Origin of the sequence: Streptomyces sp. YS-3, from assembly GCF_045257485.1 — a bacterium.
In the GTDB taxonomy this organism is placed as follows: Bacteria; Actinomycetota; Actinomycetes; order Streptomycetales; family Streptomycetaceae; genus Streptomyces.
Genome location: NZ_JBJHPC010000009.1, coordinates 1 through 22,282, shown reverse-complemented (window position 1 = coordinate 22,282; position 22,282 = coordinate 1). Strand labels below are relative to the sequence as shown.

Genomic DNA, 22,282 nt, shown 5'->3' with positions numbered 1-22,282 from the left:
CGCGGGAAGCGCGGTACGGAAGGACGGTCCCCCGTGACGGAGGCAGCAGCAGAGCTTCCCCAGGCGCCCGAAGAGGCGCGCGCGGTATTCGGCGAGTACTTCCCGGAAGCCGTCCGGTACGCCGAGCTGCTCGCGGACGCGGGAGTCAAGCGCGGCCTGATCGGCCCGCGTGAGGTGCCCCGGCTCTGGGAGCGCCACCTGCTCAATTGCGCCGTGCTCTCCGAGGTCGTTCCGGAAGGCGTCACGGTCTGCGATGTCGGCTCCGGCGCCGGTCTGCCCGGAATCCCGCTGGCCCTGGTGCGCCCGGACCTGAAGATCACCCTCCTTGAGCCGCTGCTGCGGCGCACCAATTTTCTCCAGGAGGTCGTGGAGCTGCTGGGACTGGACCATGTGACCGTGGTGCGCGGCCGGGCCGAGGAGATGCTGGGCAAGGTGAACCCGGTGCATGTGGTCACGGCCCGCGCGGTGGCGCCGCTGGACCGGCTGGCCGGGTGGGGCGTGCCGCTGCTGCGTCCCTACGGCGAGATGCTGGCGCTCAAGGGCGACACCGCCGAGGAGGAGATCCAGGGTGCGCGGGCCGCGCTGAGCAAGCTCGGTGTGGTGAACACCTCAGTGCTGCATGTCGGTGAGGGCATCGTGGACCCGCTGTCCACCGTGGTGCGGGTCGAGGTCGGGGAGAGCCCGGGCGGTGTGCGGTTCGCCGCCAAGCGGGCCAAGGCCGCCAGGACCGGCCGCACCAGGCGCCGCCGCTGACCCGCGAGCCCGCCAGGGGGCGGATGCTCCATAGAAGGCGCGATACGTACGCATTTCGGAGTGTCGTAACGATCTGACCGCAGGGCGCGTGCATCGTGTTTCACGTGAAACGTCGCTCTCTGCTGCATGGAATCATCAGCCGCGGCCGAAATGCCGCGCCGCGCGACCGCAAGCCCTTGGGCGGGGCCATGGAGTCCCCCTCACGAGCTACGGAGTTGTCCACAGAGGTGGATTCATCCACAGAAGAACGGGCCTCGCTGGTTCACGACCCCGAAAGCATGGCAGGCTCTGTGCATTGCGAGCCTGAAGTCGAGGAGAGTGAATCCTTGCGGTCCGACGCCAACATCGCGGGACCGATGACCGATCCGGTCCCCGGTCCCCGTACCGAATCGGCGGGGGAGGATGTTTCACGTGAAACACCGCCCCCGATGGACGACACCCCCATTGGTCGTGCTGCCCAGCTGGCGGTGGAAGCTCTCGGCCGTGCCGGCGAGGGCCTGCCCCGGCCGGAGCAGACACGCATCATGGTGGTCGCCAACCAGAAGGGCGGCGTCGGGAAGACCACGACCACGGTCAATCTCGCCGCTTCCCTGGCACTGCACGGTGCCCGGGTTCTGGTGGTCGACCTCGACCCGCAGGGCAACGCATCCACCGCGCTGGGGATAGACCATCACGCCGAGGTCCCCTCGATCTATGACGTGCTGGTGGAGAGCAGACCGCTCTCCGAGGTCGTCCAGCCCGTCCGGGACGTGGAGGGTCTCTTCTGCGCTCCGGCCACGATCGACCTGGCCGGTGCGGAGATCGAGCTGGTGTCCCTGGTGGCACGGGAGAGTCGGCTGCAGCGCGCCATCCAGGCGTACGAGCAGCCGTTGGACTACATCCTGATCGACTGCCCGCCTTCCCTGGGACTCCTCACCGTCAACGCTCTTGTTGCCGGTGCGGAGGTTCTCATTCCCATCCAGTGCGAGTACTACGCGCTGGAGGGACTGGGTCAGCTGCTGCGGAACGTCGACCTGGTGCGGGGGCATCTCAACCCGGCTCTGCATGTCTCGACGATCCTGCTCACCATGTACGACGGCAGGACCCGGCTCGCCTCCCAGGTGGCCGACGAGGTGCGCAGCCACTTCGGCCACGAGGTCCTGCGCACGAGCATCCCGCGCTCGGTACGGATCTCGGAGGCCCCGAGCTACGGCCAGACGGTGCTCACCTATGACCCGGGCTCCAGCGGCTCGCTCTCGTATCTCGAAGCCGCCCGCGAGATCGCACTGCGCGGGGTCGGCATCAACTACGACCCGACGACGCACATCCCCGCGGGCAGTCAGAACAACCAGCACAGCATGTCGGAGGGGATCCAGTGAGTGAGCGACGTAGAGGTCTGGGGCGGGGGCTCGGTGCGCTGATCCCGGCCGCCCCGCAGGAGAAGCAGGCCGCACCTTCGGTGGGGACGGCGTCCACGTCCCCGGCGGCGGTGCCGGTACTGACCGCGGAGCGCGGGGTCGCGGCGGCGAAGGTCGCCACGCTCGCGGCGCCATCTGTTTCACGTGAAACACCGGTGCCGGTCCAGGCGCCCGAGCCCGCGGCTCCGCAGCTGAAGGCGCCCGCAGGGGCGTACTTCGCGGAACTGCCGCTGGACTCGATCACTCCGAACCCGCGCCAGCCTCGTGAGGTGTTCGACGAGGACGCCTTGGCCGAGCTCATTACCTCGATCAAGGAAGTCGGGCTTCTCCAGCCCGTCGTCGTCCGTCAGCTGTCGCCCGAGCGCTTCGAGCTCATCATGGGCGAGCGGCGCTGGCGGGCCTGCCGTGAAGCGGGTCTGGAGCGGATCCCCTCCATCGTGCGGGACACCGACGACGACAAGCTGCTCCTGGACGCCCTCCTGGAGAACCTGCACCGCTCCCAGCTCAACCCCCTGGAAGAGGCGGCGGCCTACGACCAGCTGCTGAGGGACTTCGAGTGCACCCATGACCAGCTGGCCGACCGCATCGGCCGCTCCCGTCCGCAGGTCTCCAACACCCTGCGTCTGCTCCGGCTCTCCCCGCCGGTGCAGCGCCGGGTCGCGGCCGGGGTGCTCTCGGCGGGTCACGCCCGGGCGCTGCTCTCCGTCGACGACTCCGAGGAGCAGGACCGGCTGGCACACCGCATCGTGGCCGAGGGGCTCTCGGTGCGAGCGGTCGAAGAGATCGTCACTCTGCTGAACTCGGAGCCCAAGAGCGCGGGCAAGGCGAAGGGCCCGCGCGCCGGGACCCGGCTTTCGCCGGCGCTCTCCGATCTGGCCTCGCGGCTCTCGGACCGCTTCGAGACGCGGGTGAAGGTCGACCTGGGCCAGAAGAAGGGAAAGATCGTCGTCGAGTTCGCGTCGATAGACGATCTGGAGCGAATCCTCGGCACCCTCGCCCCGGGCGAGGGGCGGGTCCTCGACAAGAGCCTCGCCGAGGAGTCGGAGGAGGGCGACGAAGTCTGATCCGGTGGCCTTCTCGCCGCTGATCAGGACGGTTGTCGTCGAGGGCGGGCTGTGTTCCGATGCATACGGGAACACAGCCCGCCCTTTGCTGTTGCGCGGTATCCGCAGCGACGTTGGGTGGATACGATGCGTTCTGGTATGGCACATCCACCTTGGGCCACTTCGGAGGGAGGGCGGGGCGCCATGCGAACGGTGAGCCGTACCCGGCTGGTGACGGCGGGGCTGGGCCTCGGGGCGTTCGGCGGGTTCGTCGGCAGCCTCCTCCGGGAACGGAGTGCACTGGCAGCCGCCCAGGGGGCGGCAGGCGAGGGAAGCGAGGAACACCCTTCATGGGGCGTCGGCTTGTACCGCTCACGCTGGACAACCTTCCGGACCTTCCCAAGCGCTGCCGCGCCTGTGTCTTCTGGGAACTCGACCCGGTCAGCGGAGAGGCAGCGATAAAGGCCGGGAGACCGGAGCTGGAGAAGGAAGCCTGGATATCAGCGGTTCTCCTGGAGTGGGGCTCCTGCGGCCGGGTCGTCTATGTCGACGAGGTGCCGGTGGGCTACGTCCTCTATGCCCCGCCCGCGTACGTACCGCGTTCCACGGCCTTCCCCACCAGCCCGGTATCTCCTGACGCCGTGCAGCTGATGACGGCGTGGATCATGCCGGAGTACCAGGGGCAGGGGCTGGGGCGCGTGATGGTGCAGACGGTCGCCAAGGACCTGTTGCGCCGGGGCTTCAAGGCCATCGAGGCGTTCGGGGACGCCCGCTGGAGCGAGCCCGCGTGTGTGCTGCCCGCCGACCATCTGCTGGCCGTGGGCTTCAAGACCGTACGGCCGCACCCCCGGCATCCCCGGCTGCGACTGGAGCTGAGGACGACGCTCTCCTGGAAGGAAGACGTCGAACTGGCCCTGGACCGGCTGCTGGGAGCCGTCCAGAAGGAGCCGGCACTGCGGCCTCTGTAGAACCCGCGGCGCCGCGGAATGCCACCGCGTCCGGAAATGCCAACGGGCCCGACCCCCAGGGGGTCGGGCCCGTTGCGTTGTTTCACGTGAAACAACGGCGGGACTTACTGGCCGATGAAGGTGTCGAGGTCGCGCAGCAGCGCGGCCTTCGGCTTGGCACCCACGATCGTCTTGGCCACCTCGCCGCCCTGGTAGACGTTCAGCGTCGGGATGGACATGACGCCGTACTTGGCGGCGGTGGCCGGGTTCTCGTCGATGTTGAGCTTGACGATCTCGATCTGGTCGCCGTGCTCCGCCGCGATGGCCTCCAGGGACGGGGCGATCTGACGGCACGGGCCGCACCACGCCGCCCAGAAGTCGACGAGGACGGGCTTGTCGCTCTTGAGGACGACCTCGTCGAAGTCGGCATCGGTCACGTTCTTCAGGGTGCCGGCCACGGCAGCCTCCTTGCGGGGTGTGGGTGAGGGGGTGGGGAGGAAAGTCGGATGGTTCAGACGGCGGTCGCGGCGGCCTTCTCGCCGTCGGCGAGCGCGGCGAGGAAGCGCTCGGCGTCGAGAGCGGCGGAGCAGCCCGTACCGGCGGCGGTGATCGCCTGGCGGTAGGTGTGGTCCACCACGTCACCAGCGCCGAAGACACCCGTCAGATTGGTGCGGGTGGAGGGAGCGGCGACCTTGAGGTAGCCCTCGTCGTCCAGGTCGAGCTGGCCCTTGAAGAGCTCGGTGCGCGGGTCGTGGCCGACGGCGATGAAGAGGCCGGTCACCGCCAGCTCGGAAGTCTCGCCGGTCTTGGTGTTGCGCAGCGACAGATGCGAGAGCTTCTGGTCGCCGTGGATCTCCGCGACCTCGCTGTCCCAGGCGAACTTGATCTTCGGGTCGGCGAAGGCCCGCTCCTGCATCGCCTTGGAGGCGCGCAGGCTGTCCCGGCGGTGGACGATGGTGACCGACTTGGCGAAGCGCGAGAGGAAGGTCGCCTCCTCCATCGCGGTGTCACCGCCGCCGATCACGGCGATGTCCTGGTCCTTGAAGAAGAACCCGTCGCAGGTGGCGCACCACGAGACACCGCGGCCCGAGAGCTTGTCCTCGTTCGGCAGTCCGAGCTTGCGGTGCTGGGAGCCGGTGGTGACGATCACGGCCTTGGCGCGGTGGACGGTGCCGGCGGTGTCCGTGACGGTCTTGATCTCGCCACTGAGGTCGACGGCCACGATGTCGTCCGGGACGAGCTCGGCGCCGAAGCGCTCGGCCTGCGCCCGCATGTTGTCCATGAGGTCCGGGCCCATGATCCCGTCACGGAAGCCGGGGAAGTTCTCCACCTCGGTGGTGTTCATCAGCGCGCCGCCGGCGGTGACGGCGCCCTCGAACACCAGCGGCTGAAGCGACGCACGCGCGGTGTAGAGCGCGGCCGTGTAGCCGGCCGGCCCGGAGCCAATGATGATCACGTTACGGACGTCGCTCACGGGTTTCTTCCTCGTCTCTGCGGACTGCGTACTGCCTACCGGGGCCCGGTCCAGGACTCTCACCCCACCCAACGGATCCTACGGGGCAAGCATTCCCGGAGCGTCTCACCGACGGGGATAGACGTGCGTCAGCAGCAGCTTGCCCTTGGCGTCAGGGCCCGCGCTCTCACAGGCCGCGTCGACGACGTACGCCTGGACCTGCGAGGCGTCCGTGGGGTGCGGGAAGACGACGAGGTACGCCCGGGTCCCCCGGTAGTCGCCGGTCTCCGCGGCGAGAGGAGCCTGCGCGGTGCGGCCGGTGCCCGCCTGGACACATGTCGGCACGGAGACCTCGGAGGTGAGCTTCGGTGAGTTGGACGTCACCCCGAAACCGGACTTCTTGTCGGACGGAGAGTTCCCGGCGCTCTGACCGCCCGGCTGAGCGGCCAGCAGCGTCCGCACCTGCCCGGAGAGGGCGGCGCCGGAGAGATCGGGCCCCTGTGCCTGAGGAGAGGCGATGGCGGTCCTGTCGGGATGGGCGCCGCCGTCGGACTGCTGAAGGTTCTGTACGAGGAGGACACCCACCCCGATCGCCGCGGCGCCGAAGACGGCTCCCAGCACGGCATTGCGGCGACGCCGGGGAGCAGGCCGACGGCCCGGACCGGTGGCGGCCCTGGGGTGCCCGGCCGGGCGGTCCACGGCCGGAGTGTCGCCGGGGGCGGTTGCGGGCGATGTTTCACGTGAAACACGCGCCGCGTCGCTCTCCGCCTCGGAGACGGAGGGCGCTTTCGCCGCAGTGGACACCGCGGTCGCTCCGACGGGAACGGGCGCCCCGGTGGGCGCCGTGGCGTCGAGGAGCGCCTCGGCGGCCAGCGCCGCGTCGATCCGCCCCGCGATGTCGGCGGGCATACGCGGCGGCCCGGGCAGGGTGCCGAGCAGCTCGCGGATCTCCGTCAATGAGTCGTGGACGTCGGCGCAGAGGGCGCATCCGTCGAGGTGTCGGCGGACAGCGGCGGTGCGGGAAGGGGGCAGCAGGCCCTCGTGGAGGTCGGAGATCTCCGAGACGTCCGGGTGCTGAGCCATGTCGGCCGTGGATGTCACGTGCGCCCACCTCCGCCCTTCACAGCTGCAGGATCATGCGGTCCTGCGTCCTTTGGTCCCGACGCAGGTGGGACGGATGTCCCCGGCGTCCGGTTCCTTCCCCCACCAGCCCCCTGGCTATCCCCGGTGTCGTCCGTATCGCCGCGCAGGTGCTTGAGCAGGGGTTGCAGGCGCGCCCGGCCCCGGGCGCAGCGGCTCTTCACCGTGCCCACCGGCACGTCGAGGATCTCCGCCGCCTCCGCCACCGGATAGGCCTGCATGTCGACGAGGACCAGGGCGGCGCGCTGCTCCGCCGGGAGCGTCCCCAGCGCCTTCACCAGCTGTCGCTGGAGGTCCTGGCGCTCCGCGGGGGCCTCGGCCGACTCATGGGGCTCCAGAAGGAGCTCAAGGCGCTCGGCGTCGTCGACCGGCGAGGTCTTGCGGGAGGCGGCCTTGCGGGCCCGGTCGAGGCAGGCGTTCACGGTGATGCGGTGCAGCCACGTCGTGACGGCCGACTGGCCGCGGAAGGTGTGGGCGGCGCGGTAGGCCGAGACCAGGGCGTCCTGGACGGCGTCGGCGGCCTCCTCGCGGTCGCCCAGCGTCCGCAGGGCGACCGCCCAGAGTCTGTCCCGGTGGCGCCGGACCAGCTCGCCGAAGGCGTCGGGGTCACCGTCGACATGGCGTGCCAGCAGGTCCTGGTCGCTCGTGTCGCCGTATGTGGCGCCGTCCAACGATGAGCCCCCTCCCGGCGCTCTCGGATCGTCCTGTCGGCCCGGGGTTCGCCGAACCCCGGGCCGACAGGATCAGCCGGTGAACTTGACGTCCGTTATGGCCTGCTTGTAACCGGCACCGCTGAACTCGTCGGTGGCCGCGTAGGGCGCCGCCGTGATCCACAGAAGGACATAGCGGGTCTTCACCGGCTTCTTCGCCTTGAGAGCGGCGGAGACGCCGCTCGTCGTCGTGGTGGCGATCTGCTTCATGGAGCCGACCGGTGTGCTCGGCGACAGGGAGTCCGCCGCGTAGAGCGTCAGCGTCGTGTGGTCGCCCTCGTACCGGAGCCCTATCGAGGCCGTCGACACGTCCTTCTCGGACCCGAGGTCGTAGACGATCCCGACGCCCTGCTTGAAGGGGGCGAGCCTGGGGCCGTCGACGTAGCTCTTGGAACGCCAGTACGTGGAGGTGGCACCGTCGTAGGTGTTGCCCACGTCCTTGGCGTTCTGCGGCTTGCCGTCCGGGGCGTACTCCTCCGCGCCCCGGATGCGCAGCGGCATCGGCGCCTTCGGCTTGTCGCCCTCGCTCTTGTTCGGCTGCTGGGTCGTCCCGGACTCGCCGGAGCCCTTCTCGTGGCCCAGGAGCGAATCCGCGAGCTGCCAGCTGCCCAGACCGAGCGCGGCGATCAGCAGCGCCGAGACGGCCCACTTGATCGCCTTGCCGGTCCGTCCCTGGAGCGCGGGCGGCGGAGCCGGTACGACCTGGGTGACAGCCGGGTGCGGGCCCGCGGGCGGACGGCCGTAGGTGCCCTGCTGGTAGGTGGTGCGCTGGTACTCGGGCGGCGCGGTGAACGCGGGCTCCGGCGGGCGGATGCGCGGCATCGCCGCGACGGCCTTGACCAGCTCGTCCGGCGTGGTGCAGGCCGGTTCCTGGCGTGACGCCGTGGCGCCGTCGTTGACCAGCGCCCGCATGGCGAGCTCGGACAGGCCCCGGTGGACCCCCGCGCGCACCTGGTCGGGGGCGATGAGACCGACGCCCTTGGGCAGCCCGTGCAGGCCGTAGGCATCGCTGTCGTACGGCCAGCGCTGGGTCAGCGAGGCGTACAGCAGGGCACCGATCGCCTCGGTGTCGGTCCGCTGGGGGGTGTCGGAGGTGATGCCGCGCAGCGCGGCGTTCACCGCGAGCCCGCGGATGCGGTACTGGCCCGAGGAGGTCCGCAGGATCGCTCCGGGGGTGAGCCGCAGATGGGCGAGGCCCTCGCGGTGGGCCGCCGCCATGGCCTGGGACACCTGGGTGACCAGCTGGTAGGCGTCGTGCGGCTCCAGCGGGCCGACGGCGAGCAGCGCTGTCAGCTCGGTGGCGTCGGGCAGCCACTCGTGGACCACGTAGACGAGGTCGTTCTCCTCCACCGCGTCCAGGACCTGGACGAAGCGTGGATCCCCCAGGAGCGCGGACGAACGGGCAGCCGCGAGGACGGAACGCGCCCGCGGATGGTCCGCCGGGAGCAGATGGACGCCGACGGCGCGGCGGAGCTTTTCGTCGACCGCCCTCCAACTGCTGAAACCGTCCAGACGGGTGACGCACTCTTCGAGCCGATAGCGTCTGGCGAGCTTGTGGCCGCTGTGCAGCTCCGGTGTGGCGATGGAGGGCTCGGCGGGCTTTCGTTCACCGCCCGTGTCGCCGGTGCCCTGCTCCGCTGTGTCTGCCGTGTCGATGGATTCCGCCACCCCGTCGGTCGTGGCCCCGTCCGCCTTGGCGGTCAGCGGGTTGTCGCCGCTGTTGTCGGCCACGTCGACGGCAGCCGTGCTACGTTCCGCCACCGTCGTTCCTGCCTCCCCATCCGTTGCGTGCTGTCGGCCAGCCATGCAAAGTCATGCCAATTGTGCCCACAGTCCGGCGCTATGCACGACACACGGCGGCGGACGATGGTTGTGCGCGGGTCGCCGGACTCAGCGTCCGAGGCGCCCGCGCACCATTCCGACCATGGAGTTGAGCTCCTCGATCCGCATCTTCTTCGCCGCGGCGAAGAAGACCCCGAGCAGTGCTGCCCCGCCCACGACGAGCGCGACCAGCGAACCGAACGCCCCCTCGCCGATCCCCTTGAGGATGACGAAGCCGAGCGTGCCGCCGATCACCGCCGCCGGGACGGCCGCCAGGGAGAGCCTCGCGTACGTACGCAGCACGCGTGCCCCGTCCAGGTCGCCGCCCAGCCGGTTGCGCAGCCGGCGCCAGGCGACTCCCACACCGACGGCGTAGGCCAGACCATAGGCGCCGGCCATGCCCACGACCGCCCACTGGGCGGGCAGGACCACGTAGCAGGCGGCCGACGCGGCGGCGTTGACCGCGGCCACGATGACCGTGTTGTAGAACGGCGTCCGCGTGTCCTCGTACGCGTAGAAGCCGCGCAGGACGACGTACTGGACCGAGTACGGGATCAGGCCCAGCGCGAACGCCATGAGGATGAAGCCCATGGACCTGCTGGCCTCGGCACCGCTGGTGGAGTACAGCAGGGTGCACATCGGGACGCCGAGCGCGAGGAACATGAACGAGACCGGGACGATCGCGACGGCCGAGTTGCGCAGGCCCTGGGAGATGTCGTCGCGGACCGCGCCCGGGTCGTCGTCGTGCGCGGCGCGGGAGATGCGCGGCAGCAGGGCCGCCATCACCGAGACCGTGATGATCGCCTGCGGCATGCCCCAGATCAGCTGGGCGTTGGAGTAGGCGAGGAAGCCGGCTCCGTGCTCCGCGGAGGCCTTGCCGGCCGCCGTGGCGAGCTGGGTGACGACGAGCACGCCGGCCTGGTTGGCGAGGACGAACAGCACGGTCCACTTGGCGAGGTGGACCGTCTTGCCGAGGCCGTGGCCCTTCCAGTCGAAGCGCGGCCGGAAGCGGAACCCGGTCTCCCGCAGGTACGGGATCATCGCCAGCGACTGGACGACCAGGCCGAGCAGGGTGCCGATCCCCAGCAGGCGGATGCCCTCCGGCGGGATCGTCTGGACACCCATCCTGGTCTCGCCGAAGGTGCCGTACACCCCGATGAACAGGCCGAACGTGCCGATCATGACGATGTTGTTGAGGACCGGGGTCCACATCATCGCGCCGAACTTGCCGCGGGCGTTGAGGATCTGCCCCATCACCACGTGCACACCCATGAAGAAGATCGTGGGCAGGCAGTAGCGGGCGAAGGCCACGGCGACGCTGTTGGCGGCCGTGTCGTCGGAGATGGTCCCCGACATGAGTTTGATCAGCAGCGGTGCCGCGAAGACGACGATGGCGACGATGACGCCGAGCGCCACCATGACGAGGGTCAGCAGCCGGTTGGCGTATGCCTCGCCGCCGTCCTCGTCGTCCTTCATCGACCGCACCAGCTGCGGAACGAAGACCGAGTTGAGACCGCCGCCGACGGTGAGGATGTAGATCATCGTCGGCAGGGTGTAGGCGACGGTGTAGGTGTCGCCGAGCAGCGAGGTGCCCAGCGCGGCCGTGATCACCAGGCTGCGGACGAAGCCGGTCAGCCGCGACACGAGCGTGCCCGCGGCCATGACGGCGCTCGACTTGAGCAGTCCGGAGGCGCGGCCACCGGACTTCTGCTGAGGCGTGGCGGGCAGCGGCTCGGGCTCCGGGGCGGCCGGGGCCGGACCGGAGGCCTGCTGGTCGCGGTAGAGGTAGGCGAAGGCGTCCTGCTCCGGCGGTTCCTCGGCCGCCTGGGTGACCAGGGCGTCGACGCCCACGAACTGCGTGGAGCCGGCCGTGTCGCCGTACGGCAGACGGCGCGAGGGGCCGTCCGGCTCCGGCGGCGGGGTCTGCGCCCAGATCCGGGGGTCCGGCGCGTACTGCTGCGCGGGCGGCTGCTGGTAGAGCGGCTGCGGCTCCGCGTAGGTGCCCGGGGGCGGCGGCGGGTGCGCGGCACGGTCGTACAGCGCCTCGGTCACCGGGTCCTGGGCGTACGGGTCCTGCGCCCGGTACGGATCGTTTCCGTAGGCGTCCTGGAAGTACGGGTCGGGCGCGGGCTGCTGCGGCGGCACCTGCTCGGCGTAGGGAGGCACCGGGGGCGTGTTCCCGGAGGACGCGGAGCCGCCGCCCGCGCCCTGCCCGCGGTCACCGTCGTACGGCGCGTTCATGGTTACCCCACCTCGTCGTCCCCGGCCTGGCCGGCCACGGTGCATAGCGATAGCTCAATGCTCCACTTTCTCACCCGTGCCGGGCGAGGCCCCGCTTTCCGGACCGGTGTCCGGTGTCGGGTCACTCGGCTGCCCGGGATCGTCACCGTCCGCCGCCTCCGCCGCGTCGCTCCCGCCGGTCTCCTTCAGGGCCGTCGACCGCTTGCGGTGGGTGTACATCCTGATGCCCGCCAGGACGAGCAGCAGGACGCCGCCCGCGATCACCAGCATCACGGTCGGGGTGATCTCGGAGACCTTGACCGTGAACTCCATCGGATCGCCGTACGGCGTGCCGTCCTGCGTGTAGAGGCGCGCGGTCACCTGAACGGGCCCGTTGGCGTTGGCCGTGGCGGTGAACTTCACCGACTGGCTGTGCCCGCCGTCGATCTTGACCGGCTGCCCGCCGTTCGTGTCCTCGTTGGTGGTCACCTTGAGGCGGGAGGGGTTGCTCGGCTCCAGTCGCAGCACCAGATTGCCCACGGGCTGGACCAGCTGGTTCTGCACGGTGACGGCGAGCGTGGCGCTGCGCCCCGACATGGTGGCCGTGGACTTCTGGATGAGCCGCACCTCGCCGGTGAGACCGTCCAGATAGCTCTGCACACCCGCCCGGTAGATCACCGCCCCTTCGCGGCCGTCGCGCCAGGAGGTCGACATCTCGCGGTTGATGGCGTTGCCGAAGGGCGTGACCACCCGGTCGGGGGCGGTCAGGACGACCTTGAACTTGTCCAGAGTGCCCTGGGTGCTCTTCATGTCCTGGAAGGCCTGGACCGGCAGTTCCTGCCTGCGCAGCGATCCGGGGTACGAGGAGGAGCCGGGTACCCGGGCGGTGGCGTGCGCGTCCGGCTTGACCGTGGCGGCGGCGGTGAGGTCGAGGGGCTGGGTCCAGCGCTGTGCGCTCAGGGCGCGGACCGCGCTCGCCATCGTCTGGGCCTGGCTCGCGGTCGGCATCCGCTGCGGGGCGACGACGACGCTGCGCTGCTTATCGGTGTCCTGGAGCGTGATCGCCAGAGTCTGGGCGAGGAACTCCTGGACGGCCAGGGTCGAATTGCCGGCCCTGGACATGTCGCCCTCGAACGCGGTGGAGAGACGGGCGTCGGAGACCACGGCCGTGGTTCCGCCGCCGATGGGCCGTGCGGCCGACGGCGAGTAGCTCAGGCCGCCGGTCTCGCGGAGGCTGTCGCTGCGGGCGATCACGTTGTGGGCGCCCGCCGAGGTGGCGACGTCGACGATCGAGGGGTCGACCGCGCCCTGGACCGGCCAGGCGAAGTCGACCGAGGGCGTCACATGGAGGATGGTCTCCACGGTCTTCTCGGCCACCTCGGTGGCGCCCTGGAGATGGCTCAGCGACCCGGAGACGTCCTTGCCGCGATGGGCGAGCGAGGCGAGGTCCGGGTCGGCGAACGGCAGTGCGACGACCTTCTTGCCCTGCACCGCGTCCTCGAGCTTGCCCAGCCACTCCTTGGCGACGTCCTGGTTGGTGCCGGGCACATCGGTGTCGCCGGACTTGACCCGGTAATTACGGGTCATCGCGTCGACGGTGGCGAGCAGATCGGGGTCGATCACCCAGGTGACCGGCAGCTCGTCGCCCAGCGAGACCATCCGCTCCAGCCGTCCGCCGGGCGCGAGCTCCGCGGCCAGCTCCTCGTCGGCGAAGACCGGGGTCTGCTGCTCGTCGGAGCCCGTCTGCGCGGTGAGGTGGGTGGACGACATCAGCGGCCACAAGTAGGTGAGCTGCGACTTCTTGCCGTCGACGGCCTCGGGCTGCCACGGCAGGAAGGTCCGCTGACTGCCGAGGATCTGGTCGTACGGCTGGTTCACCGTCTGCCCGGAGACCGAGACGCCCAGCGGATAGACGCCGTCGCCGTCCAGGCCCAGCTTGGTGACCGGCACGGAGAGCGTGAAGTCACGGCTGATCCCGGGGGCCAGCTTCGGGAACTTGACCGTGTACTTGTCACCGACCTCCGCCCCGTCCAGGCCCGGCGAGGAGCCGCCGCGCTGGGAGGCGTCGTCGATCCCGGTCCTGCCGTTGAGCCGCTGGCCCACCCGCAGACCCACATGGGCGCTGGTGACGGCCTGCCTGCCGGTGTTGGTGACCGTGCCGGAGATCGTCAGCGTGTCGCTCTTGACGGGGGCACTGGGGGCCATCGAGTCGAGCGTCACCTGGACGGTGCGCGAGAGCGGCGCCTTGTGCGGCGCGGTGGTACCGGTGGCGTGGGCCGCCGTGGTGGCGGCCGTACCGGACAGCAGACCGGCGATCAGGGGAGCGCCCACGAGCAGCGCCGCTGTGCGGCGCAGCCATCGGCGGGCGGGAGAGGGGCCCATCCCCTGAGAAGCTGCCGCCTCGGCCACGCGTCGCCCGTCCCTCGTCGTCGTCAGCTGTGTCGGTGGTTGTCGATTCCTGCGTCCACGCATGGTAACGAGGTGGACTGTGGCGAAGTGCCGTGGACTGCTCCACATGATCGGAAGAGTGTGCCAGGGAGCCGGGTGGGGCGGCCTCCCGGGGCTGCGTGGAGCCCGCGAACCCGCAAGGACCGGGGCGGACGGAAACGGTGACGCCCCCGGTCGGCCGGGCACGTACCCTCTTTTGTTGTGCCGAACGCCAACGAAGACAATCCCAGCGCCCTGAACCAGGTGCAGCGCCGAGCGGTCAGCGAACTGCTGCGGGTGTCCCCGGTCGCCGACGATCTTGCCCGCCGCTTCCAGGAGGCCGGATTCTCGCTCGCCCTGGTCGGCGGCTCGGTGCGGGACGCACTGCTGGGCCGGCTCGGCAACGACCTGGACTTCACGACCGACGCCCGTCCCGAGGCGGTGCTGAAGATCGTCCGCCCGTGGGCGGACGCGGTCTGGGAGGTCGGGATCGCGTTCGGCACCGTCGGCTGCCAGAAGGACGGCTACCAGATCGAGGTGACGACGTACCGCTCCGAGGCGTACGACCGCACCTCGCGCAAGCCCGAGGTGTCCTACGGCGACTCCATCGAGCAGGACCTGGTCCGCCGTGACTTCACCGTCAACGCGATGGCCGTGGCGCTGCCCGAGAAGGAGTTCGTCGACCCGCACGGCGGCCTGGAGGACCTGGCGGAGCGCGTCCTGCGCACCCCCGGCACCCCGGAGGAGTCCTTCTCCGACGATCCGCTGCGCATGATGCGGGCTGCCCGCTTCGCGGCGCAGCTCGACTTCGAGGTGGCCCCCGAGGTCGTCGCCGCGATGTCGTCGATGGCCGAGCGGATCGAGATCGTCTCTGCCGAGCGCGTACGGGACGAGCTGAACAAGCTGCTGCTGTCGCCGCACCCCCGCAAGGGGCTGCGGCTGCTCGTGGAGACCGGGCTCGCCGACCATGTGCTGCCCGAGCTGCCCGCGCTGCGGCTGGAGAGCGACGAGCACCACCGGCACAAGGACGTCTACGAGCACTCGCTCACGGTCCTGGACCAGGCCATCGCCCTGGAGGAGGACGGGCCCGACCTGGTGCTGCGCCTCGCCGCGCTGCTGCACGACATCGGCAAGCCCAGGACGCGCCGGTTCGAGCAGGACGGCCGGGTCTCCTTCCACCACCACGAGGTGGTCGGCGCGAAGATGACCAAGAAGCGCATGACCGCGCTGAAGTACTCCAACGACATGGTCAAGGACGTCTCGCGCCTGGTGGAGCTGCATCTGCGCTTCCACGGCTACGGCACCGGCGAATGGACCGACTCGGCCGTGCGCCGTTACGTACGCGACGGCGGGCCGCTCCTGGACCGGCTGCACAAGCTGACCCGCTCGGACTGCACCACGCGCAACAAGCGCAAGGCGACCGCGCTGTCACGGGCCTATGACGGCCTGGAGGAGCGGATCGCGCAGCTCCAGGAGCAGGAGGAGCTCGACTCGATCCGTCCGGACCTCGACGGCAACCAGATCCAGGAGATCCTGGGGATCGGGCCCGGGCCCGCGATCGGTCAGGCGTACAAGCACCTGCTGGAGCTTCGCCTGGAGAACGGGCCGATGGAGCACGGCGCGGCCGTGGCGGCGCTCAAGGAGTGGTGGGCCGAGCAGGGCTGAGTCGGCCCGCGGGACGTTTCACGTGAAACATGCGTCGTGGTTTCACGGGGAACCTGCGCGATGTTTCACGTGAAACATCGAGCCCCGGATACGCCGAGGGGCGGTGTTTCACGTGAAACACCGCCCCTCGCCCGCTGCCGGGACTACTTCTTGTAGTCCTCCAGGCAGAGGGTGAAGTCCTTGCTGCCGCCGGTCTGCGTGTACTCCGAGTACTTGGTGCGGTCGCAGCCGCTGTTGTCGTCCTTCTTCTGCACGACCTTGAACTTGGCCTTGGAGTCGCCGCAGTCCACGACCTTCAGCTCCGGGTTGGTCGTGGAGTCGGGGTTGCCGATGCTCATGCAGTCGCCGACCTTGGCGGTGTCGGCGTCATGACGGCTGGAGTACCAGGCCGCGAGCGCGGCGCTGAGGACACCCACCACGACGACGATCCGGACGATCTTCTTGACGTTGCGGCGACGCGGAGGGACGGGCGCCGGCGCGTGGGGTATCCCGTCCTGGTTGAAGTACGGCGACTGCTGCGGCGGGACACCCGGCTGGCCCGGCTGACCGTACGGTGCGCCTCCCTGCGGCTGTCCGTACGGGGCTGCGCCCTGCGGCTGTCCGTAGGGAGCGTTGGGCTGCGGCGCGTACGGGTTCTGGCCCTGGGGCGGCGGAGTGGACACGTGGGGGTTCCCCCTTGGGAAAAACAGATGATGTAGGACGCCCGTAAGGTAGCGGGCCCGGCTGACATCCCCGCTACCGGAGGGCACTCTGTGGCCCTGATGTGACACTCAGCCGCGCTGAAAGCGGGTCATAAACACCGCTACCACTGCGTAGATCACCGAGACCGTGACCACCAGGGCCGCCGACTTCCCGTCAGGCGGCAGCATCAGCGCGGCAACCGCGGCGGCGCCGACGAAGGCGACGTTGAAGAGCACGTCGTAGAGCGAGAAGACCCGGCCGCGGTAGGCGTCGTCCACCGAGGACTGCACCACGGTGTCCGTGGAGATCTTCGCGCCCTGGGTGACGAGTCCCAGGACGAACGCGGCCACCAGGACGGGCCCGGGGGCGAACGGAAGCCCCAGGGCGGGTTCGAGGACCGCCGCAGTCCCCGCGCACACCGCCATCCACCGGTAGGGCCCCAGCCGTGCCACCGCCCCCGGTGTCACCACGGCCGCCGCGAAGAACCCCGCCCCCGAAACGCCCACGGCGAGCCCCAGCAGCGCCAGTCCGTCGGTGGTGCCGTCGGCCCAGGCGTACCGGCACAGCATCAGCACCAGGACGGTCAGCGCCCCGTAGCAGAAGCGCATCAGCGTCATCGCGGCCAGGACACCGGCGGCCGTCCGGCGCTCCCGCAAGTGGCGCAGCCCGTCGGCGAGTCCGCGCGCCGTCGTCCCGATCGCGGCGACCATCCCGGGCCGCACCTGGACCGGGTCGGGCCCCAGCAGTCCGGGCGGCAGCCGCAGCGACCACAGGGCCGCGCACAGATAGAGGAGCGAGCCGAGCAGCACGGTGGCGGCGTCCACCGGCAGCACCAGCCGCAGACAGAAGGCCAGTCCACCTCCCGCCGTGGCGGCCAGCGTTCCCGCCGTCGGAGAGAGGGAGTTGGCCATCACCAGCCGTTCTTCGTCCACGACCCGGGGCAGCGCGGCCGAGAGGCCCGCCAGCACGAACCGGTTGACGGCCGTGACGCAGAGGGCGGAGGCATAGAAGAGCGCGTCCGGCGCCGAGGCGAGCAGCAGCAGTGCGGTGCATCCGGCCAGCAGGGCCCGCAGCAGATTGCCGTAGAGGAAGACCTGGCGCCGCTGCCAGCGGTCGAGCAGGACGCCCGCGAACGGGCCCACGACGGAGTAGGGCAGCAGGAGTACGGCCATGGCCGAGGCAATCGCGGCGGGCGAGGTCTGCTTCTCGGGGGAGAAGACGACGTGGGTGGCGAGCGCGACCTGGTAGACGCCGTCCGACGCCTGGGAGAGCAGTCGTACGGCCAGCAGACGCCGGAAATTCCTCAGGCGCAGGAGTACGCGCAGATCACGCACGACGGACATGGGTGCAAGCGTCACATACGCAGAGGGTCCCCGCGCCGGCACGGCACGGGGACCCTCAACAGTCGGGTGGGAGCCGGGACTTAGCGCTCGACCTCGCCCTTGATGAACTTCTCGACGTTCTCGTAGGCCTCGTCGTCGAAGTACTGGACCGGCGGGGACTTCATGAAGTACGAGGACGCGGAGAGGATCGGGCCGCCGATGCCGCGGTCCTTGGCGATCTTCGCGGCGCGCACGGCGTCGATGATGACACCCGCGGAGTTCGGGGAGTCCCACACCTCGAGCTTGTACTCGAGGTTCAGCGGGACGTCACCGAAGGCGCGGCCCTCAAGGCGCACGTACGCCCACTTGCGGTCGTCCAGCCAGGCCACGTAGTCCGAGGGGCCGATGTGGACGTTGTTCTCGCCCAGCTCGCGGTCGCGGATCTGCGAGGTGACGGCCTGCGTCTTCGAGATCTTCTTGGACTCCAGACGCTCACGCTCGAGCATGTTCTTGAAGTCCATGTTGCCGCCGACGTTCAGCTGCATGGTGCGCTCCAGGCGGACACCGCGGTCCTCGAAGAGCTTCGCCATGACGCGGTGCGTGATGGTGGCGCCGACCTGGGACTTGATGTCGTCGCCGACGATCGGGACGCCCGCCTCGGTGAACTTGTCCGCCCACTCCTTGGTGCCGGCGATGAAGACCGGAAGGGCGTTGACGAACGCGACCTTGGCGTCGATGGCGCACTGCGCGTAGAACTTCGCAGCGACCTCGGAGCCGACGGGGAGGTAGCAGACCAGAACGTCGACCTGCTTGTCCTTGAGGACCTGGACCACGTCGACCGGGGCCTCGGAGGACTCCTCGATGGTCTGGCGGTAGTACTTGCCCAGGCCGTCGTGGGTGTGTCCACGCTGGACCGTGACGCCCTTGTTCGGGACGTCGCAGATCTTGATGGTGTTGTTCTCGCTGGCGCCGATGGCGTCCGCGAGGTCGAGGCCGACCTTCTTGGCGTCCACGTCGAACGCGGCCACGAACTCCACGTCCTTGACGTGGTAGTCGCCGAACTGGACGTGCATCAGACCCGGCACCTTGCCCGCCGGGTCGGCGTCCTTGTAGTACTCGACGCCCTGCACCAGCGAGGCGGCGCAGTTTCCTACACCGACGATGGCTACGCGAACCGAACCCATTCCGGTTGCTCCCTGTGTGTTCTCGACGAAGTCCTGCGGACGCAGGGCCTTCAGTTGGCGGTGTCCTCGGACGGATCCGGCCGGGTGCTGTCCCGAAGCCGGGGCAGGCCGCCCGTCTCTCCTGATGTGTGGTCCTGCTGAGCGGAGCCGGTGGCCGGGCCGGATCGCTGATCCCGCCCCGCCCGCTCGCTCTCGATGAGCTCGTTCAGCCAGCGCACTTCGCGCTCCACGGACTCCATGCCGTGTCGCTGCAGCTCAAGCGTGTAGTCGTCCAGGCGCTCGCGCGTACGGGCCAGGGAGGCGCGCATCTTCTCGAGGCGCTCCTCCAGCCGGCTGCGACGACCTTCCAGCACGCGCATCCGCACCTCGCGCTCCGTCTGCCCGAAAAAGGCGAAACGTGCCGCGAAGTGCTCGTCCTCCCAGGTGTCGGGGCCGGTGTGGGAGAGCAGTTCTTCGAAATGCTCCTTCCCCTCCGCCGTCAACCGGTAGACGATCTTGGCCCGGCGCCCTGCGAGTGAAGCGGCGAGAGCGTCCTCGGGAGCGCTGCCCGGTTCCTCGATCAACCAGCCGCTCGCGACCAGCGTCTTGAGGCAGGGGTAGAGGGTCCCGTAACTGAAGGCCCGGAAGATCCCCAGTGAGGTGTTGAGCCGCTTGCGCAGCTCGTACCCGTGCATCGGGGCCTCGCGAAGCAGGCCGAGTACGGCGAATTCGAGGATGCCGGAGCGTCTGCTCACCCTTCGCCTCCTCTGCCGCCGCGGACCTTTATGCCGTGCTGATGTATCGACTCGATACATCCTGACGATAGAACGACGGGGCCTCCGCGACAAGGGGGGCCATGGTGAACGGCGTCACATCGTCAATTCATGGGAAGCAAGTTGCCTGATTTGGGGTGAACTTCGGCCCTAGGCTGGTTTTGACCGTGCGTAGTCTGTGCGGCATGCAGATCACCGGGAGCCGAGTGACGTCAGGGGGCGTCGGCGCGTACCGCGCCATCGGCATACCGGGTGCACGGCGGACGGGCCCGGCGCAGGGCTGGTCCGTCTGTCGGGGGGACCGGAACTCACCAGTCGCTTCCAGGCGCTCTCGCCTGCCCGAGGAGTAGTCGTTCGATGAGCGAGCACCGTCGCAAACCGCCGGAGTCGCAAGGCGGGGGCCGCGCGGCGGCCCGACGGGCTGCCCAGCAGCCGTCCGGCCGCCGGGCGGCCCCCGCCCGGGACTCGGTCACAGGGTCCCCCTCCGGCGCGTACGGAGAGCAGCGGCAGGCCAATGGGCSCGCCGAGTCCCGGCGGGCCGCCCAGCGGGGCGGACGCAGACGGGCCGACGGGCCCGGCGGCGGTGGCCCGGCCGGCCCGGGCGGGCGCCGCGGCGGATCCGGCCCCGGCGACCGGAGGCCCGGAAAGAAGCGCTTTATCGACTACCCGCGCTACAACAAGCGCGGGTGGCGGCGCTGGATGCCCTCGTGGAAGCTGGTCAGCGGGCTGTGCCTGGGCTTCCTCGGCACCCTGGTGATCGCGATCGGCATCGCCTACTGGACGGTGAGCGTCCCGAACGTGGCCCAGGCCGCCCAGGCCGAGAACAACGTCTACTACTGGGCCGACGGGTCCCAGATGGTCGCGACCGGCGGCGAGGTCAACCGCCAGATCATCGCCTACGAGAAGATCCCCGCCGCCATGCGGTACGCGGTGATCTCGGCGGAGAACAAGACCTTCGAGACCGACTCCGGCGTCGACCCCCAGGGCATCGCGCGCGCCCTGGTGAACATGGCCAAGGGCGGCCACACCCAGGGTGGCTCCACGATCACCCAGCAGTACGTGAAGAACGCCCGGCTCGACGACCAGTCGCAGACCCTGACCCGTAAGTTCAAAGAGCTCTTCATCTCCATCAAGGTCGGCGCGACCAAGAAGAAGAGCGAGATCATGGCGGGCTATCTGAACACCGCCTACTACGGACGCGGTGCCTACGGTCTGCAGGCCGCGGCCCGCACGTACTACAGCAAGGACGCAAAGGACCTCGATCCCAGCCAGTGCGCGTTCCTCGCCTCGCTGCTCAAGGGCGCCACCTACTTCGACCCCGCCGGCGCCACCGAGATCGATCCGGCCGCCACCCCGCAGCAGAACACCAAGAACGCCATGAGCCGGTGGGCCTGGATCCTCGACGAGGAAGTGAAGGACGGCCATCTGCCCGCGGCCGAGCGGGCGAAGTACAAGACCTTCCCGATGCCCGACAAGCCGAAGAAGAACGCGCAGCTCAGCGGGCAGATCGGCTATCTGGTCAGCCTCTCCAAGGCGTACTTCGTCAACAACAACACCCAGGGCATCAGCGCCAGCGACCTGGACAAGGGTGGCTACGAGATCCACACGACCTTCGACAAGAAGAAGGTCCAGGCGCTCGAAGGGGTCGTGAAGAAGGTCCGCAAGGAGAACATCGACGCGAAGAAGCGGCCCAAGCTCGACACCTTCGTCCAGTTCGGTGCCGCCTCCGTGGACAACAAGACGGGAGCCATCAAGGCGATCTACGGCGGTGAGGACGCGACGAAGCACTTCACCAACAACGCCGACCAGACCGGTGCGCAGGTCGGCTCGACCTTCAAGCCGTTCGTCCTGGCCGCCGCCATGGAGTACGGCAAGCGCGACCCGAAGGGTCCCAAGGAGCAGGGCGAGTCGCAGCGCACTCCTGTCTCCCCGAAGAGCATCTACAGCGGCATGAACAAGCTGAAGATCACGAACTACGACGGGAGCGTGTGGACCAACGAGAACGGCGATCCCTGGAGCCAGACCAACGACGGCAACCAGTCGTACAACCCGCCGAGCTATGCGATCGACCTGCGGTACGCGATGCAGGAGTCGGCGAACACGCCCTATGTCCAGCTCGGCATGGATGTCGGCACGGACAAGGTGAAGGACGTGGCCCTGGCGGTGGGGCTCCGTAAGGACAGCCTCGCGTCCTCGACCGTGCCCTCGTTCTCCATCGGCACCTCCTCCCCCAGCGCAATCCGGATGGCCGGCGCCTACGCCACCTTCGCCACCAGCGGGATGCACCACGACGCCTACTCGGTCGAGAAGGTCATGCGCCGGGGCGGCGTCATCTACAAGCACGAGGACAAGGCGTACCGCGCCTTCTCCGCCGCGGTCGCCGACAATGTGACGGACGTCCTGAAGAACGTGGTCGAGAAGGGCACCGGCACCAACGCCAAGCTCAGCGGCCGGGACGTGGCGGGCAAGACCGGTACCACCGACGAGAACCGCTCCGCGTGGTTCGTGGGGTACACGCCGCAGCTGTCGACCGCGGTCAGCATGTACCGCCTCGACGACAACGAGAGCAGCAAGAAGCGCGAATTCCTGTCGATGTACGGGACCGGTGGCCAGAAGAAGATCCACGGTGCGTCCTTCCCGTCGACCATCTGGCACGACTACATGGAGCAGGCGCTGAACGGCGCCCCGGCCGTCGACTTCCCGACGCCCGAGCCGATCGGTGAGAAGGTGTTCGGCGGCGGCATGTCGCCCAGCCCGAGCCCCTCCC

At 69.5% G+C, this 22,282-nt stretch carries 17 protein-coding genes; 6 read left to right on the top strand and 11 right to left on the bottom strand.

The annotated features are described in order from the left end of the window. Positions 1-33: 33 nt before the first annotated feature. The 4 genes from rsmG to ACJA3G_RS01890 all read left to right on the top strand — a co-directional run bounded on the left by rsmG (position 34) and on the right by ACJA3G_RS01890 (position 4,161). On the top strand, positions 34-753 hold the full coding sequence (gene rsmG / locus ACJA3G_RS01905; RefSeq protein ID WP_406551074.1) for a 16S rRNA (guanine(527)-N(7))-methyltransferase RsmG: 720 nt from the start codon (positions 34-36) through the stop codon (positions 751-753). A gap of 278 nt (positions 754-1,031) precedes the next feature. Next, the gene (locus ACJA3G_RS01900) at positions 1,032-2,111 is read left to right on the top strand and encodes a ParA family protein (RefSeq protein WP_406551073.1); all 1,080 of its coding nucleotides are present in this window, start codon (positions 1,032-1,034) and stop codon (positions 2,109-2,111) included. Beyond that, the gene (locus ACJA3G_RS01895; protein ID WP_406551072.1) at positions 2,108-3,214 is read left to right on the top strand and encodes a ParB/RepB/Spo0J family partition protein; all 1,107 of its coding nucleotides are present in this window, start codon (positions 2,108-2,110) and stop codon (positions 3,212-3,214) included. The genes ACJA3G_RS01900 and ACJA3G_RS01895 overlap by 4 nt, the downstream gene beginning before the upstream one ends. Before the next feature lie 329 nt (positions 3,215-3,543). Continuing rightward, positions 3,544-4,161, top strand: a complete 618-nt coding sequence (locus ACJA3G_RS01890) for a GNAT family N-acetyltransferase (protein WP_406551071.1) — start codon at positions 3,544-3,546, stop codon at positions 4,159-4,161. A 104-nt stretch (positions 4,162-4,265) separates the two neighbouring features. On the opposite strand, the gene trxA is transcribed toward ACJA3G_RS01890, so the two are convergent. The 7 genes from trxA to ACJA3G_RS01855 form a co-directional block, all read right to left on the bottom strand. Beyond that, positions 4,266-4,598 (bottom strand): thioredoxin, encoded by a 333-nt coding sequence (gene trxA / locus ACJA3G_RS01885; protein ID WP_406551070.1) that lies wholly within the window; start codon positions 4,596-4,598, stop codon positions 4,266-4,268. 53 nt (positions 4,599-4,651) lie between these two features. Next, positions 4,652-5,614, bottom strand: a complete 963-nt coding sequence (gene trxB, locus ACJA3G_RS01880; protein ID WP_406551069.1) for a thioredoxin-disulfide reductase — start codon at positions 5,612-5,614, stop codon at positions 4,652-4,654. 105 nt (positions 5,615-5,719) lie between these two features. Continuing rightward, entirely contained in the window at positions 5,720-6,694 is a 975-nt protein-coding gene (locus ACJA3G_RS01875) for an anti-sigma factor family protein (protein WP_406551068.1), read from the bottom strand. Then, positions 6,691-7,404, bottom strand: a complete 714-nt coding sequence (sigM, locus tag ACJA3G_RS01870; protein WP_406551067.1) for an RNA polymerase sigma factor SigM — start codon at positions 7,402-7,404, stop codon at positions 6,691-6,693. The genes ACJA3G_RS01875 and sigM overlap by 4 nt, the downstream gene beginning before the upstream one ends. 72 nt (positions 7,405-7,476) lie before the next feature. Continuing rightward, positions 7,477-9,204 carry a serine/threonine protein kinase gene (locus ACJA3G_RS01865; protein WP_406551066.1) on the bottom strand — a complete coding sequence of 576 codons (1,728 nt, stop codon included), beginning with the start codon at positions 9,202-9,204 and terminating at the stop codon, positions 7,477-7,479. A gap of 129 nt (positions 9,205-9,333) precedes the next feature. Further along, on the bottom strand, positions 9,334-11,505 hold the full coding sequence (gene murJ / locus ACJA3G_RS01860) for a murein biosynthesis integral membrane protein MurJ (RefSeq protein ID WP_406551065.1): 2,172 nt from the start codon (positions 11,503-11,505) through the stop codon (positions 9,334-9,336). Positions 11,506-11,559: 54 nt separating this feature from the next. After that, positions 11,560-13,893 carry a DUF6049 family protein gene (locus ACJA3G_RS01855; protein ID WP_406551064.1) on the bottom strand — a complete coding sequence of 778 codons (2,334 nt, stop codon included), beginning with the start codon at positions 13,891-13,893 and terminating at the stop codon, positions 11,560-11,562. 240 nt (positions 13,894-14,133) lie between these two features. Between ACJA3G_RS01855 and ACJA3G_RS01850 the strand changes: the two genes are divergently transcribed. Continuing rightward, complete coding sequence (locus ACJA3G_RS01850) at positions 14,134-15,576, top strand: CCA tRNA nucleotidyltransferase (RefSeq protein ID WP_406551063.1); 1,443 nt, start codon at positions 14,134-14,136, stop codon at positions 15,574-15,576. 143 nt (positions 15,577-15,719) lie between these two features. On the opposite strand, the gene ACJA3G_RS01845 is transcribed toward ACJA3G_RS01850, so the two are convergent. From ACJA3G_RS01845 to ACJA3G_RS01830, 4 genes are all read right to left on the bottom strand, one after another. Next, a complete protein-coding gene (locus tag ACJA3G_RS01845; RefSeq protein ID WP_406551062.1) occupies positions 15,720-16,238 on the bottom strand; it encodes a hypothetical protein in 519 nt (172 codons plus the stop codon). A gap of 108 nt (positions 16,239-16,346) precedes the next feature. After that, positions 16,347-17,600, bottom strand: coding sequence for an MFS transporter (locus tag ACJA3G_RS01840; RefSeq protein ID WP_406551061.1), 1,254 nt, complete (start codon positions 17,598-17,600; stop codon positions 16,347-16,349). Positions 17,601-17,680: 80 nt separating this feature from the next. After that, the gene (locus tag ACJA3G_RS01835) at positions 17,681-18,763 is read right to left on the bottom strand and encodes an inositol-3-phosphate synthase (protein WP_406551060.1); all 1,083 of its coding nucleotides are present in this window, start codon (positions 18,761-18,763) and stop codon (positions 17,681-17,683) included. Positions 18,764-18,813: 50 nt separating this feature from the next. Then, a complete protein-coding gene (locus ACJA3G_RS01830; protein ID WP_406551059.1) occupies positions 18,814-19,497 on the bottom strand; it encodes a helix-turn-helix transcriptional regulator in 684 nt (227 codons plus the stop codon). Between the two features lie 375 nt (positions 19,498-19,872). On the opposite strand from ACJA3G_RS01830, the gene ACJA3G_RS01825 reads away from it, so the two are divergent. Beyond that, on the top strand, positions 19,873-22,282 hold a 2,410-nt coding region (locus ACJA3G_RS01825; RefSeq protein ID WP_406551058.1), incomplete at its 3' end, for a transglycosylase domain-containing protein.